This window comes from Lentzea rhizosphaerae (assembly GCF_042649515.1).
Classification (GTDB): Bacteria; Actinomycetota; Actinomycetes; order Mycobacteriales; family Pseudonocardiaceae; genus Lentzea; species Lentzea aerocolonigenes.
Map to the genome: position 1 here is coordinate 90445 of NZ_JBHRZI010000031.1, position 14176 is coordinate 104620.

Annotated in this window: 11 protein-coding genes; 7 read left to right on the forward strand and 4 right to left on the reverse strand. The window is 68.5% G+C overall.

What is annotated here, in order from left to right:
• Nucleotides 1-215 precede the first annotated feature (215 nt).
• Together ACFOWZ_RS36065 and ACFOWZ_RS36070 are read left to right on the forward strand one after the other, a co-directional pair.
• Entirely contained in the window at nucleotides 216-2711 is a 2496-nt protein-coding gene (locus ACFOWZ_RS36065) for a glycoside hydrolase family 97 catalytic domain-containing protein (RefSeq protein WP_382378416.1), read from the forward strand.
• Between the two features lie 95 nt (nucleotides 2712-2806).
• Nucleotides 2807-3430: a DedA family protein gene (locus ACFOWZ_RS36070; protein WP_382378417.1), complete on the forward strand. Its 624-nt coding sequence runs from the start codon at nucleotides 2807-2809 to the stop codon at nucleotides 3428-3430.
• Nucleotides 3431-3455: 25 nt separating this feature from the next.
• Here the strand turns inward: ACFOWZ_RS36070 and ACFOWZ_RS36075 are convergent, their stop codons facing one another.
• Nucleotides 3456-5738, reverse strand: coding sequence for an ATP-binding cassette domain-containing protein (locus ACFOWZ_RS36075; protein ID WP_382378418.1), 2283 nt, complete (start codon nucleotides 5736-5738; stop codon nucleotides 3456-3458).
• 30 nt (nucleotides 5739-5768) lie between these two features.
• Nucleotides 5769-6815: an NAD(P)-binding domain-containing protein gene (locus tag ACFOWZ_RS36080; protein WP_382378419.1), complete on the reverse strand. Its 1047-nt coding sequence runs from the start codon at nucleotides 6813-6815 to the stop codon at nucleotides 5769-5771.
• A 95-nt stretch (nucleotides 6816-6910) separates the two neighbouring features.
• Here ACFOWZ_RS36080 and ACFOWZ_RS36085 point away from each other — a divergent pair, with 95 nt between their 5' ends.
• From ACFOWZ_RS36085 to ACFOWZ_RS36105, 5 genes are all read left to right on the forward strand, one after another.
• Nucleotides 6911-7939, forward strand: coding sequence for an LLM class flavin-dependent oxidoreductase (locus ACFOWZ_RS36085; RefSeq protein WP_382378420.1), 1029 nt, complete (start codon nucleotides 6911-6913; stop codon nucleotides 7937-7939).
• Between the two features lie 337 nt (nucleotides 7940-8276).
• Nucleotides 8277-8804 carry a hypothetical protein gene (locus ACFOWZ_RS36090; protein ID WP_382378421.1) on the forward strand — a complete coding sequence of 176 codons (528 nt, stop codon included), beginning with the start codon at nucleotides 8277-8279 and terminating at the stop codon, nucleotides 8802-8804.
• A gap of 10 nt (nucleotides 8805-8814) precedes the next feature.
• Entirely contained in the window at nucleotides 8815-9282 is a 468-nt protein-coding gene (gene bcp, locus ACFOWZ_RS36095; protein ID WP_112228528.1) for a thioredoxin-dependent thiol peroxidase, read from the forward strand.
• A 274-nt stretch (nucleotides 9283-9556) separates the two neighbouring features.
• Nucleotides 9557-9898: a DMT family transporter gene (locus ACFOWZ_RS36100; RefSeq protein WP_030469575.1), complete on the forward strand. Its 342-nt coding sequence runs from the start codon at nucleotides 9557-9559 to the stop codon at nucleotides 9896-9898.
• Nucleotides 9899-9908: 10 nt separating this feature from the next.
• Nucleotides 9909-12782 (forward strand): NACHT domain-containing protein, encoded by a 2874-nt coding sequence (locus ACFOWZ_RS36105; RefSeq protein ID WP_382378422.1) that lies wholly within the window; start codon nucleotides 9909-9911, stop codon nucleotides 12780-12782.
• Here ACFOWZ_RS36105 and rdgB read toward each other — a convergent pair.
• Complete coding sequence (rdgB, locus tag ACFOWZ_RS36110; protein ID WP_382378423.1) at nucleotides 12779-13378, reverse strand: RdgB/HAM1 family non-canonical purine NTP pyrophosphatase; 600 nt, start codon at nucleotides 13376-13378, stop codon at nucleotides 12779-12781. The genes ACFOWZ_RS36105 and rdgB overlap by 4 nt on opposite strands.
• Nucleotides 13375-14139, reverse strand: a complete 765-nt coding sequence (gene rph / locus ACFOWZ_RS36115) for a ribonuclease PH (RefSeq protein WP_382378424.1) — start codon at nucleotides 14137-14139, stop codon at nucleotides 13375-13377. Before rph ends, rdgB begins: the two co-directional genes overlap by 4 nt.
• Nucleotides 14140-14176 lie beyond the last annotated feature (37 nt).

The following is a 14176-nucleotide window of genomic DNA, read 5'->3' on the forward strand; positions in this document are numbered from 1 at the left end:
ACCTGCAGAAAGGCCTTTCCGATCACCTGTGGACCAAAGGCGCTCGAGCGCGTATACATCGGATGTGTCGCCGCCGCGACCGAGGTCTTGGAGGACTGGACATGCGGTTGTCCACCGTGCGGTGGCGCGCGTCGGGGTTGCTCGCCGTCGCACTGACGGCAGGCTTCACAATTCCCGTAGCAGCACAAGAAACTAGCGTAATACCCAAGGCCGTGGTGGCGGTCTCGAACGGCGTTCCGACGCTGTCGGTGACGCGGGGCGGCACCACGGTGCTGGAGCCGAGCCCGTTGGGCGTGGTGACGGAAAGAGCGGATCTTTCCACAGGTCTGCGCCTGACCGGGCGGACCGAGCGGCGTGTGGTCGAGCACTACACCGCGTCGTCGGGCAAGCAGCGGCAGCGGACAGTGGCCCACAAGGAGGAGCGCTACTCGTTCGCCGGTGCGGCCCGTCTGGACGTGGTCGTGCGCACGGCGACGGATGGTGTCGCGTACCGGTACGAGCTGCCTGCGGGCTTGGGCAACGTGCTGCGAGAGACGTCGGCGTTCGTCGTTCCGGCCGCTGCGACGGCGTGGATCGCGAAGTACCGGCGTGACTACGAGAACCCGTTCGTGCAGATGAACGCTCTCACGGCGGAGACGGCCGAGTACCTGCATCCGGCGCTGTTCGAGACTTCCAGCGGCGTGTACGCGCTGCTGACCGAGTCCGCTGTGGATGGTCGGCACTCGGGTGCGCGGCTCGTGCACACCGCCGGCTCACCGGCGTACGCGATCAAGTACTGGGACGAGCAGGTGGCCGTGGACGGCCCGTGGCAGTCACCGTGGCGCACAGCCGTCGTCGGCTCGTTGGCGGACGTCTCCACGTCGACCCTCGTGGACGACCTGGCGCCGCGTTCGAAGGTGCGCGACACGTCGTGGATCAAGCCCGGCAAGGTGTTCTGGAGCTGGCTCGCCGGTGGCCGCGAGGCAGGCCAGAGCCTCACGATGCAGAAGCGGTACGTGGACTACGCGGCGCAGCACGGCTGGCCGTACGCGCTGGTGGACGCCGGTTGGTACTTCGACCCGAACTGGGACTACGACCCGACGTGGGAGCAGACGTCGTGGGTTCCCCAGCTGGTGTCGTACGCGCGCGCTCGCGGCGTGAAGATCCATCTCTGGATCCACTACGACGAGCTCGACACTCCCGCGGAGAGCGCTACGCGGCTCGCGTTGTTCGAGAAGTGGGGCATCGCGGGCGTGAAGATCGACTTCATGGACTCCGACGGGCAGGACCGCTACCGCTGGTACGACCGCATCCTCGCGGAGACCGCCGCGCACAAGTTGTTGGTGAACTTCCACGGCTCGACGATCCCGCACGGCATTCACCGCACATGGCCACACGTCATGACGATGGAAGCCGTACATGGCGGTGAGAAGTCCTCTGGCCTGACAGGAACTCATCTGACCGCATTGCCGTTCACGCGCGGTGTCGTCGGAGGCATGGACTACACGCCGTTGGCCTGGCACCGCCCGTCACGCACCACCTCCGACGCGCACGAGCTCGCGCTGACCGTGATCTACGAGTCGGGTCTCGCGAACCTGGCCGGACGGCCGGAGGACTACGCCGCGCGTCCCGTCGCCGAACGCTTCATCGACCAGGTGCCGACCGCGTGGGACGAGACGCGCCTGTTGTCGGGCCGTCCGGCGGACCACTCGGTGTTCGCCCGGCGGTCGGGCGACCGGTGGTTCGTCGGCGGCGGGTACTCCGGTGCCGCGCGCACCGTGTCCGTGCCGTTCGACCTGCCTGCGGGCCGGTGGCGGGTGGAGATCACCAGGGACGGTCCCGCCGGGCTCGTGCGCGAGGTGCGCACCGTCCGGGCCGGGGACGCGCTGACGCTGGACGTGGCGGCCAACGGCGGTTTCGCGGCCATCGCCTGCCGTGGCTCGTCGTGCGAACGACCCGTGCGTGCGGTGCCTTCGACGTCGGTGACGGCTTCTGCGCGTGGGTTCTCGGTGACGGGGTTGTTCCAGGTCCGGGAGGACGTGCGGAACGTGACGCTGGCGCCACGCGTGCCGGCGGGCTGGTCGGTGTCCGGCGCTCCGGTCACGTCGCGTTCCGTGCGCCCCGGACAGGCGTTGTCGGGCACGTGGACCGTCGTCCCGCCTGCCGCGCCCACGTCCTACGGCTACTTCGACATCCCGGTCGTCGCGACGTTCAACGGTGGCGTGGAGTCGGAGCAGACCGCACGGGTGCACCTGGTCCGGCCGCTGTCCGACTCGTGGTCGTACCTGAGCGACCGGCCGTGGGTGTCCGCTGTCGGCGGTGACGGCCCGGTGGAGAAGGACATCTCGAACGGCGGCACCGCGGCGCTCGACGGCCGTGGCATAGCTCTGCGCCGCGTGACCTACGGCAAGGGCCTCGGCACACACGCCTCGTCCGAGATCACCTACGCACTGGACGCCCGCTGCACGGGTTTCGCCGCGTCGGTGGGCGTCGACGACGAGGCGGGCCTGGACGTGGCAAGGCAACGCGTGGGCGGCACGGTGGCGTTTCAGGTGCTCGGCGACGGCGTGGTGCTGGCGGACTCCGGGTTGCTCGGCGTGCGTGCGGCGGCGCGCGACCTGGCCGTGGACGTGACCGGCGTGAGGACTCTCACCCTGCGCGTCTCAGATGGCGGCGACGGTGTTCAGAACGACCACGCTTCTTGGGCCGACGCAAGGATTCGCTGTTCCTGATGGTTTTCTGGTGTGGCCGGGGTGGGGTTTTCCCCACCCCGGCTTTACGGCCCACACCACTGTCCTCTCAGTTCCCCATCCGTACCTTGGATCCCATGAACCTGGTCGACTGGGTAACCGACCTGATGCACGTGGCCGGCGCACCCGGAGCGGCGCTGGCGATCGCGCTGGAGAACCTCTTCCCACCGCTGCCGAGCGAGTTCTTCCTGCCCCTGGCCGGTTTCACCGCGGCCCAGGGCAAGATGTCGCTGCTGGACGCCATCCTCTGGACCACCGCGGGCTCAGTGGCGGGCGCACTGGTCCTGTACTGGATCGGCGCCGTGCTGGGCCGAGACCGAGTCCGCCGAATCGCCGCACGCATGCCCCTGGTCCGCCTGTCCGATGTGGACAAGACCGAGGCCTGGTTCCTGCGCAACGGCTACCGCGCGGTCTTCTTCGGCCGCATGATCCCGGTGTTCCGCAGCCTGATCTCGATCCCGGCCGGCATCGAGCGCATGCGAATGGCCCCGTTCCTCGCCTACACGGCAGCCGGCAGCCTGCTGTGGAACACGGCGCTGATCCTGGCGGGGTACTTGCTCGGGGACAACTGGCACCTGGTCGAGCAGTACGTCGGCATCGGCTCGAAGGTCGTGCTGGGCCTGGCAGCTGCGGCAGTGGTGTTCTTCGTGGTGTCACGTCTCTCGGCGGCGAGGAAGGCGGAAGCGGAGACCCGTTCCTGAGGGGCGCGGGCGCTTGGTTCTCAGCTCACCCCTTCACATACGTCCGCAAGTGCTGAGCCGTCACCGTCTCCCCAGACGCGATCAGATCCTGCGGCGTCCCCGTGAACACCACCCGTCCCCCGTCGTGCCCAGCCCCGGGCCCCATGTCGATGATCCAGTCGGCATGCGCCATCACGGCCTGGTGGTGCTCGATCACCACAACGGTGTTCCCGTTGTCCACCAACCGATCCAACAACCCCAGCAACTGGTCCACATCAGCCAGGTGCAACCCGGTCGTGGGTTCGTCGAGCACGTACACCGACCCCTTGTCGGTCATGTTGATCGCGAGCTTCAACCGCTGCCGCTCACCACCGGACAACGTGTTCAGCGGCTGCCCGAGCCCGAGATACCCCAGCCCCACGTCCACGAGCCGGTCCAGGATCACCTTCGTCGGCCCGTCGGAGAAGAACGAGGCCGCAGCAGCGATCGGCATCTCCAGCACCTCGGCGATGTTCTTGCCGTTGAGCTTGTACCCCAGCACCTTCTGCGTGTACCGCTTGCCGCCGCACTCCTCGCACACGGTGGCGACGCCCGCCATCATCGCGAGGTCGGTGTAGATCAGGCCGATGCCCTTGCAGTTCGGGCACGCGCCGTCGGAGTTGGCGCTGAACAGCGAGTCCTTGACGTTGTTGGCCTTGGCGAACGCCTTGCGGATGTGGTCGAGCATGCCCGTGTAGGTGGCGGGGTTCGAGCGCTTCGAGCCGCGGATGGGTGACTGGTCGACCTTCACGACGCCGGGAGCAGAACCGAGTGAGCCGTGGATCAGCGACGACTTGCCCGAGCCCGCCACGCCCGTCACGACGGTGAGCACGCCGAGCGGGATGTCCACGGAGACGTTCTTGAGGTTGTGCAGCTTCGCGCCCTTGACCGAGATCTTGTCCCCGAAAGAACGCACCTGGTCGCGCAGGCCCACCTTGTGGTCGAGGTGCGTGCCCGTCAACGTGCCGGACTTGCGCAGGCCCGCGAGGTCGCCGGTGTAGCAGAGCTCACCGCCGTGAACGCCGGCGCCGGGGCCGAGGTCGACGACGTGGTCCGCGATCGCGATGGCCTCGGGCTTGTGTTCCACGACGAGGACGGTGTTCCCCTTGTCCCGCAGGCGGAGCAGCAGGTCGTTCATCCGCTCGATGTCGTGCGGGTGCAGTCCGGTGGTGGGCTCGTCGAAGACGTACGTCACGTCGGTCAGCGCGGAGCCGAGGTGCCGCACCATCTTCACGCGCTGCGCCTCACCACCGGACAGCGTGCCGGACTCGCGGTCCAGCGACAGGTACCCCAGGCCGATCTCCACCAGCGAGTCCAACGTGTTCAACAGATTCGCCAGGAGGGGCGCCACCTCGGAGTCGTTGACCTTGCGCAGGAACGTGGCCAGGTCGCTGATCTGCATCGAGGACAGCTCGGCGATGTTCTTGCCCTTGATCTTGCAGCCGAGCGCGGCCTGGTTGAGCCTGGTGCCGTTGCAGGCGTTGCAGGTCGTGAACGTCATGGCGCGGTCCATCCACGCCCGCACGTGCGGCTGGACCGTGTCGCGTTCCTTGCCCGCGTAGATCCGGTCGAACTTGACCAGCAGGCCCTCGTAGTTGAAGTTGAACTTGTCCCGCTTGAGCTTCTGCGCCGGAGCGTGGAGGAAGAGCTCCCACTCCTTCTTCGTGAAGTTCTTGAGCTTCTTGTCCATGTCGAAGAACTCCGACATGTTGTAGGTCTGCCAGTACTGCGAGCGCGGGTGGAAGTTCGGGATCGTGATGGCGCCCTCGTTGAGGGACTTCTCGACGTCGTACATCTCGTTCATGTCCAGGCCGCGGGCGCTGCCGATGCCCTCGCACTCCGGGCACATGCCGTCGGTCGAGTTGAAGCTGAACGCGGTGGACGTGCCGATGTGCGGTTTGCCGAGCCGGCTGAACACGATGCGCAGCATGGTGTGCGCGTCGGTGGCGGTGCCGACCGTCGAGCGCGAGTTCGCGCCCATGCGTTCCTGGTCGACGATGATCGCGGCGCTGAGGTTGCGCAGCTCGTCGACGTCCGGGCGGCCCAGGTTCGGCATCATGGCCTGCAGGAACGCCGTGTAGGTCTCGTTGATGAGCCGCTGCGACTCGGCGGCGATCGTGCCGAACACGAGCGACGACTTCCCCGACCCGGACACACCTGTGAACACGGTGAGGCGGCGCTTGGGGATGTCCAGCGAGACGTTGCGCAGGTTGTTCTCCCGCGCCCCGCGCACCTCGATCACGTCGTGGCTGTCGGCGGCGATTGGTTCCTGTCCACGCTTGCGGCTCATCGCACGACGGTCCCGCGCGCCGGTCGATCGTCACTCGAGCCGGGCTGGGGTCTCCAGGTGACGCACCAGTTCGCGGACGGCGCTGCGGCCCGCTCGGTTGGCGCCGATCGTGCTCGCGGACGGGCCGTAGCCGACGAGGTGGATGCGCGGGTCGGCGACCACGCGCGTGCCGTCGACCCTGATGCCACCGCCCGCCGAACGCAGGTGCAGGGGCGCGAGGTGGTCGAGGTCGTGCCGGAATCCCGTGGCCCACAGGATGATGTCGGCGTCGAAGTGCTCGCCGGACGCCCACGCGACACCGTCCGGCGTGATGCGGTCGAACACCGGCTTGCGGTCGAGCACCCCGGACGCGATCGCGGCGCGCGTCTGGTCGTTGAGCGCCAGCCCGGTCACGCTCACGACGCTGCGCGGGATCAGGCCCTTGCGGACGCGTTCGTCGACCATGCCGACGACCCAGCGGCCGTAGTCCTCGGTGAACGGGCCTTCGCGCCACACCGGTTCGTGACGCGTGACCCACCGGGTCTCGAGAGCGACAGGGGCGAGCTCCATCAGCAGCTGCGTGGCCGACGCGCCACCACCCACGACGACGACGCGCTTGCCCGCGAACTCCTCGGGGCCCTGGTAGTCGGCGGTGTGCAACTGACGTCCCCGAAACGTCTCCTGGCCGGGGTAGTACGGCCAGAACGGGCGGCGCCACGTGCCGGTCGCGTTGATCAGGCCGCGCGTGGTCCACACGCCGTCGGAGGTCTCGACCTTCAGCAGCGAACCGTCGTTCACGACCTGCGTGACGGTCACCGGGCGCACCACCGGCAGGTCGAAGAGCTGTTCGTAGCGGGCGAAGTACGACGGGATCGCCTCGTTGGCGCGCTCGTCGGGCAACGGCTGCTCGAACGGCATGCCGGGCAGCTCGTGGATGCCGTGCACCGTGCGCATCCGCAGGCTCGGCCACCGGTGCAGCCACGCGCCGCCCGGAGCGTCGTTCGCGTCCAGCACCACGTGCTCCACGTCGCGCTTGCGCAGGAAGTAGGAGGCGGACAGGCCCGCCTGTCCCGCGCCGATCACCACCACGTCCGTCACACCACGGTCAACAGCACTCGGCCCCGCGGCCTTCTCAGCGAGACTAGTTACCCGCGTCACGGAAGAAGTCACGAAGTATCGGTGTTGATCGATGCATGAGCCGTCTGAGTGAGATCCCGCTGTCCGTTCTCGACCTCGCCCCGATCACGTCGGGATCGGATGCGACGACCGCGCTGCGGAACTCCCGGGAACTCGCTCAGCAGGCCGAACGACTCGGCTATCACCGCTACTGGTTCGCCGAGCACCACAACATGCCGGGCATCGCGTCGTCCGCGCCCGCCGTGCTGATCGGGCACATCGCGGACGCCACGTCCACGATCCGCGTCGGTTCGGGCGGCGTGATGCTGCCCAACCACGCGCCGCTCGTGGTCGCCGAGCAGTTCGGCATGCTCGAAGCCCTGCACCCCGGCCGGATCGACCTCGGCATCGGCCGCGCGCCCGGCACCGACCAGAAGACCGCCAGGGCGTTGCGGCGCACCGAAGCCGGTCTGTCCGCGGAGAACTTCCCGCAGGAGCTCACCGAGCTGATCAAGTACTTCGAGGGCACAGCGGAGCTCAACGCCGTGCCCGCCGCCGGCAACAAGCCGCCGATCTGGCTGCTCGGCTCGTCCGGTTACAGCGCGCAGGCCGCGGGTCTGCTGGGTCTGCCGTTCGCGTTCGCCCACCACTTCAGCGCGCAGAACACGCTGCCGGCGCTGGAGCTGTACCGGAAGCACTTCCGCCCGTCCGAGGTTTTGTCAGAGCCGTACGCCATGGTGTGCGCCTCGGTGATCGTCGCCGACACCGACGAGCACGCCCGGTGGATCGCAGGGCCGGGAGCGCTCTCGTTCGTGCGGCTGCGCCAGGGCCGCCCCGCCCCGCTGTCCACGCCGCAGGAGGCCGCGGACTACCCGTACACCGAGATCGACGAGCTGGTGATCGAAGATCGCATGGCCACCCAGATCATCGGGTCCCCCTCAACGGTCCGCGCAGGACTCGACGAGTTGATGGAGTCGACGGCCGCCGACGAGCTCATGGTGACGACCATCGTGCACGGGCACGAGGACCGTCTCCGTTCGTTCGAACTGCTCAGCGATGTGGCCGAACGGACGCCTTCACTGGGCCGTTCAGCCGCACATACGTGAGTCGGTCAGGCGTGAGCTTCACGTTTCGTACGACTGCCACTGCTCTGAACGGGTGATAAACGGCTCCCCTTGTAGCGCCAGACACACAGTGGGCGATGATCGGTGTGAGCGCGCACGCCCCCCGACGCGCTCCCTAGCATCACCAAGCGGTCTCGGCCGCAGGACGGCGTGGGGCAGGCGCACTCTGTGGCGCCGCCCACGTCGCCCATCACGAGTCGGCCACGGCCCGGCACCAGGTCCGCTTCAGAGGCCACTTTCGTTCGCCCCACCCTCTTCGGCACCGTCACAGTTGACGGGAGTCGTTCACACCCACCGCCGGGGTGGGAAAGGGGAGTTCGTGAAGTTCGCCAAATCGGCCGCGGGCCTGTGCCTGTTGCTGGCCGTGGCGGGATGTGCGGGCCCCGGTGTCGCCGTCACCCCCGACGAGAACCTGACAGTGGAACAGCGGGCTGAGACGCCGAGCGCGTCCGGTGCCGCCGCGTTCGGCACGCAGCGCGTGTGGGCCTCGGGCCTGTCCGTCGTGGTGTCCGCTCCCCGCTCCCTCGCGCCGTCCGCGACGGCGATCCCCCCGGCCAAGCGCACCGCGGTCTTCACGATCACCGTCTACAACGGCTCCAAGACCTCCTACCGCCCCTCCCAGCTCTCCGTGCGCGCCACGGCGGACGGCAACCCCGCCGCCGAGCTCGTGGACTCGGTGCAGGGCCTCAACGGCCTCGCCGCGGCCGTGGCGGAGCTGCCGCCGGGCCGCGACACCCAGATCCAGCTGGCGTTCGCGGTGTCCGAGCTGCCGGTGCACATCCAGCTGACCATCCAGCCGGGTGGGCAGGGCCAGGACGCGGCGACGGTGTTCGAGGGCCAGGCATAGGCTTTCGGGCATGACCAGTCGTCTCGAGCCCGGAGACACCGCGCCCGCGTTCACGCTGCCCGACAGCGAGGGCAAGCCGGTGTCCCTGTCCGACTACCTCGGCAAGTCCGTGGTCGTGTACTTCTACCCGGCGGCCAGCACGCCGGGCTGCACCAAGCAGGCGTGCGACTTCCGCGACAGCCTCGCCCAGCTGAACGACCTGGGTTACGCGGTCGTCGGCATCTCGCCGGACAAGCAGGAGAAGCTCGCCAAGTTCCGCGACGCCGAGGGCCTGACCTTCCCGCTGCTCGGCGACCCGGACAAGAAGGTCCTCGTCGAGTGGGGCGCGTTCGGCGAGAAGCAGAACTACGGCCGCACCGTCCAGGGCGTGATCCGCTCGACGTTCCTCGTCGGCCCCGACGGCAAGATCGTCAAGGCCATGTACAACGTCCGCGCCACCGGCCACGTCGCCAAGCTGCTGCGCGAACTCCCCGCGTGAATGCGAGGTCGCCGTCGCTTTCGTGGCGACGGCGACCCGTTCTTCCGGTATGGTCGGGGTGAGGGTGTGCAACAAATGCCGCCCCTGTTCCGGTGAGGGTGATACACCGTGTGTCGCTTGACGGCACCTCGCGGTCCCGACATCCCGTCTGATTTCGTTCTGCGTGTCCACTTCCCCACGCGTGGCGGTTGACCTGGGCGTTTGAGCCCACAGTCCATCGTTGTTCCGAACACGCACGCCTAGCGCTGCGTGCATTTCGTGCTGGGAAAATTCAATGTTGAAGTGGATGTTGCTCGCCGCCGCCGTCGGCGCGGAGGTTTTCGCGACCCTTTGTTTGAAGTACTCCGACGGCTTCACGAAACCCCTGCCCGTGGCCGGACTCGGCGCCGGCTTCCTCACCGCGCTGTACCTGGAGTCGCTGGTGATCCGGATGGGCGTGCCCGTCGCCATCACCTACGCGATCTGGGCGGGCGCGGGCATAGCGCTGGTGGCGATCACCAGCCGCGTGCTGTTCTCCGACCCGCTCAACCTCGCGATGCTGGGCGGCATGGCGCTGATCGCGGCAGGCGTGTGCGTTGTGTCCGTTGCGTCCCACGCGCAGGCGGCCGCCGTCTAACCTCGTTTGGGTGGGATTGGAAATCGTCGCTGTCTCCAAGCTCGGCCAGTCGGTGGCGATGCGCGCCGCAACGGAGTGGCTCGCCCGCCACGCCGAGCAGGACGCGCGAACGCTGTCGCTGACCGACCTCGCCGCGGCGGAGCTCGACCGGCCCACCCAACGAGCCAAGCTCGACACCCTGGTCCAGCACATCGGCCACCAGGTGACCGAGCAGCTGGAGCCCGTCCTCGAACGCTTCGCCGCCGACGACGTCACAGCCTCCGTGGCCGCGGTCGAGGCAGCGCTGTCGTCCGTCGATCTGTCCGACGAGGCCCTGCTCGCCGACGACACCGACCCGGAGGTCCTGGCCCAGCGCATCCGCCGCTCGGTGCCGCGTCAGGACCTGGGCCGGTGCTACGAGATCGCGCTCGACCAGTCGTGCCGCTACCTCGTGCAGATCATCAGGCACCTGCCGTCGTTCCAGCCGCGCGCCCTGGCCGAGGTGCTGTCCCGCGCCACCGCCCAGGCAGCGTTGCTGGAGGACGTGCTGGCCCGCCTGCCCCGGACGTCGTTGTACGCGCCTGCCGGGACGGACAACGACGACGAGTTCCGTGACGAGTACCTGCGCTACATCGCGGCGAACCTCGACCGCCTGGAGCTGCTCGGGTTGTCCATGAAGGACAAGCCCAGGCTGGCGCTGAGCGTCGCGTACCTGAGTCTCACGGTGTCGGGCCAGCAACGGCAGCAGCGCGAGTGGTTCGGCGAGACCGACCAGGCGCGGTCCGGCGTCCGCGTCGAGTCCGCGCTGAGCGCCCGCACCTTCGTGCGCGGTGAAGCGGGCTCGGGCAAGACGACGCTGCTCGACTGGCTGGCGGTCACCGCCGCGCGCGGTGGGTTCGTCGACGACCTGTGCCGGTGGAACGGCCTGGTCCCGTTCCCCATCAGGCTGCGCTCCTACGCCGACTCCCCGCTGCCGCAGCCCGAGGAGTTCCTGACCGGGCCACTCGCCGGCCTCATGCCGCTGGGCTGGGCCCACCGCGTGCTGCGCGAAGGCCGAGGTCTGGTGCTCGTCGACGGCGTCGACGAGGTGCCGCCGCAGAAGCGCCGCAACGTCCGCGAGTGGCTGCGCGAACTCGTGAACGCCTTCCCCGACTCGCAGTTCGTCGTGACGGCCCGTCCTGCTGCCGCCGACGAGAAGTGGCTGGACGAGCAGGCGTTCTCTTCGGTGTTGCTCGAACAGATGAGTTCCGCCGACGTGAAGGCGTTCGTCCAACGCTGGCACGAAGCCGCCAAGGCACCCGACGAGGCGCAACGACGGCTCGTCAGCCAGCTCGACAGCCGGGAACACCTGCGCGCCTTGGCTTCCTCGCCGTTGCTGTGCGCGATGTTGTGCGCGCTGAACCTCGAACGCGTCTCCGAACTGCCGCACAACCGGATGGAGCTGTACGCGGCGGCGCTGACCATGTTGCTGGACCTGCGCGACGCCGAACGGGGCATCGCCCGGATCCTCACCACGTCCGACAAGACTGTCCTGTTGCGGGACTTGGCCTGGCGACTGACTCTTGGCGGCCGCAGCCAGCTCTCGACGGACAAGGTCCGCGACCACGTGGCGCGCAAGGTCCGAGCGATGCCCAACGTCGACGAGCAGCCGGACGTCATCGTCACGCACCTGCTGGAACGCAGCGGCGTAATTCGGGAACCCGTGATGGGGCGGGTGGACTTCGTTCATCGGACGTTCCAGGAGTACCTCGCCGGGGAGGAGGCGATGGAGGACGACCAGATCGACACGTTGGTGTCCCACGCGCATCTCGACTCGTGGGCGGAGACGATCGTGCTCGCGTGCGGGCATGGGCGACGGGCTGATGTGAGCGACCTGCTGACCAAGGTGCTCGACCGCGCTGATCGCGAACCACGCCGGAGACGACGGTTGCGGCTGCTCGCCGCCGCGTGCTTGGAGACCGTTAAGGACGTCGACCCGGAGGTGCACGACCGGGTCGACTCGATGATCAGGGACACCTTGGTTCCGCCGCGCAGCATCAAGGAAACGTTGTCCCTGGCAACCATCGGTCATCGCGTGCTGCGCTACCTCCCGACCGACCTGAACGAACTGTCCGAGGCAGCCGCAACTGCGACGGTACGCAGCGCGGCCATGGTCGGATCACCCGAGGCGATGGCCCGCCTGGCCGGCTACGCCCACGACGGCCGGGCCGGTGTGCAGGAGGAACTACTGGAAGCGTGGCAGCACTTCGACCCCCGGCGTTACGCGGAGGAGGTTCTGGCGGAGGCCCCACTCGACGGCGGCTACGCGCGAGTGCGGTCCGCCCGGCTGATTCCTCATCTGCACTGCCTGCGTCAGCTGCTCGGTGCCGACATCGAGCTACCGTTCCACGAGTTGCAGCGGAACCTCGGCTTCGTCGAACACGTCACCGGCCTCAGGAGACTCGAGGCGGGGACGTCGGGCGAGATCGATCTCAGCCCGCTCGGCCGGACCACGCCACACGTGATCCGCCTGTATTCGGCCCAGCGGTTCACGAACCTCGGCCAACTGCCGCTCGTCCGTTCCTCGCTCAGCCTGCTCCAGCGCGAACCGTGGAGCAGCCTGGAATTCCTGCGCGGAAGAGCGCTGCGGAACCTTCATTTCAGTGCGGTCGCGTCCGACTGCGATCTGAGCCCGCTCGCAGAAGTAAAGGGTCTGCGTACCCTCGTCTGCACCAACTGGCCGAACCTCGGCGCTCTTCCCGCCCTGCCGCAACTGGATTACGTGTCTTTGGGAAGCCTCAGGGGCGCCCCGATCGATGTTCGGCCGCTCAAAGAGCGAGCCCTACGCCTCCGGCTGCACCGGCACAACACGCACATCGGGGTCGATGAACTCGGCCCCGATGTGAAAGTAGCCTGGGTCGGTTAGACCAGCTTGCGCAGGTGCGGGACCAGCAGCTTGAGCGCCCGCCCCCGGTGCGACTCCGCGTCCTTCTCCTCCGCCGTCATCTCCGCAGAGGTGATCTCGTACCCCTCAGGCACGAAGATCGGGTCGTACCCGAACCCGTTGGTCCCGCGCCGCTCCCGCAGCAACGTCCCGCGCCACTCCCCGCGAACGACGACCTCCTCGCCACCGGGCACAACCATCGCCACAACCGACACGAACGCCGCACCACGACGCTCGTCCGGCACGTCGCCGAGCTGCCCCAAAACGAGGTCCAGGTTGGCCTCGTCGTCGCCGTGACGACCGGACCACCGGGCGGACAGCACGCCGGGCATGCCGTTCAGCTCGTCCACCGCGAGCCCCGAGTCGTCCGCGACGGACACCAGGCCCGTGGCCGCGGCGGCGTCACGGGCCTTGGCCAGCGCGTTGCCCTCGAAGTCCGGCGCGGTCTCCGGCGCCTCGGGAAACGAAGGCACGTCCGACAACGACAGCACCTCGATGCCCGTGAGGCCCTCCGAGGCCACGATGCGCTGCAGCTCGCGCAGCTTCTTCGCGTTGCGCGAGGCCAGGAGCAGCTTCATCGCCTGCTCGCCTTGGGCTCGGGCAGCACGCCGGGGTACGGCTCGGCCAGCGCGGCGGCCTGGATGCGGTTCAGCTCGGCGCAGCCCAGCAGTGCCACGTCCAGCATGCGGTCCAAAGTGGACCGGGCGAACGTCGCGCCCTCGCCGGTGCCCTGGACCTCGATCAACGTGCCCGCGTCGGTGGCGACGACGTTCATGTCGACCTCGGCCCGTGAGTCCTCCTCGTAGGGCAGGTCGAGGCGCACGCGGCCGTCCACGACGCCGACCGACACCGCGGACACCGCGCAGGACAGCGGCGACGGGTCGGCCAGGCGACCGGCCGCGCCCAGGTACGTCACCGCGTCGGCCAGCGCCACGTACGCGCCGGTGATGGCCGCGGTGCGGGTGCCGCCGTCGGCCTGGATGACGTCGCAGTCGATGACGATGGTGTTCTCGCCGAGCGCCGCCAGGTCGATGCAGGCACGCAGCGAACGGCCGATCAGGCGCGAGATCTCGTGCGTGCGGCCACCGATGCGGCCCTTCACGGACTCGCGGTCGCTGCGACTGTGCGTCGCGGACGGCAGCATCGCGTACTCGGCGGTCACCCAGCCGAGGCCGGAGCCCGAACGCCAGCGAGGGACGCCTTCGGTCACACTCGCGGCGCACAGCACGCGGGTGTTCCCGAACTCGACCAGGACCGAGCCCGCGGGCCAGGTCTGATATCCACGCGTGATCCGGATGTCACGCAACACGTCGTCGTTCCTACCGTCGCTTCGCACCACGCGGCCTACCCTAATGAACCCTGCGGAGCGCGATGGC

Bases quoted from the DNA above. Each gene is read 5' to 3' on its own strand.
- ACFOWZ_RS36085 (WP_382378420.1), top strand. From the start codon at position 6,911: ATGAGCCGTCTGAGTGAGATCCCGCTGTCCGTTCTCGACCTCGCCCCG.
- rdgB (WP_382378423.1), bottom strand. From the start codon at position 13,378: ATGAAGCTGCTCCTGGCCTCGCGCAACGCGAAGAAGCTGCGCGAGCTG.
- bcp (WP_112228528.1), top strand. From the start codon at position 8,815: ATGACCAGTCGTCTCGAGCCCGGAGACACCGCGCCCGCGTTCACGCTG.
- ACFOWZ_RS36070 (WP_382378417.1), top strand. From the start codon at position 2,807: ATGAACCTGGTCGACTGGGTAACCGACCTGATGCACGTGGCCGGCGCA.
- ACFOWZ_RS36100 (WP_030469575.1), top strand. From the start codon at position 9,557: ATGTTGAAGTGGATGTTGCTCGCCGCCGCCGTCGGCGCGGAGGTTTTC.
- ACFOWZ_RS36075 (WP_382378418.1), bottom strand. From the start codon at position 5,738: ATGAGCCGCAAGCGTGGACAGGAACCAATCGCCGCCGACAGCCACGAC.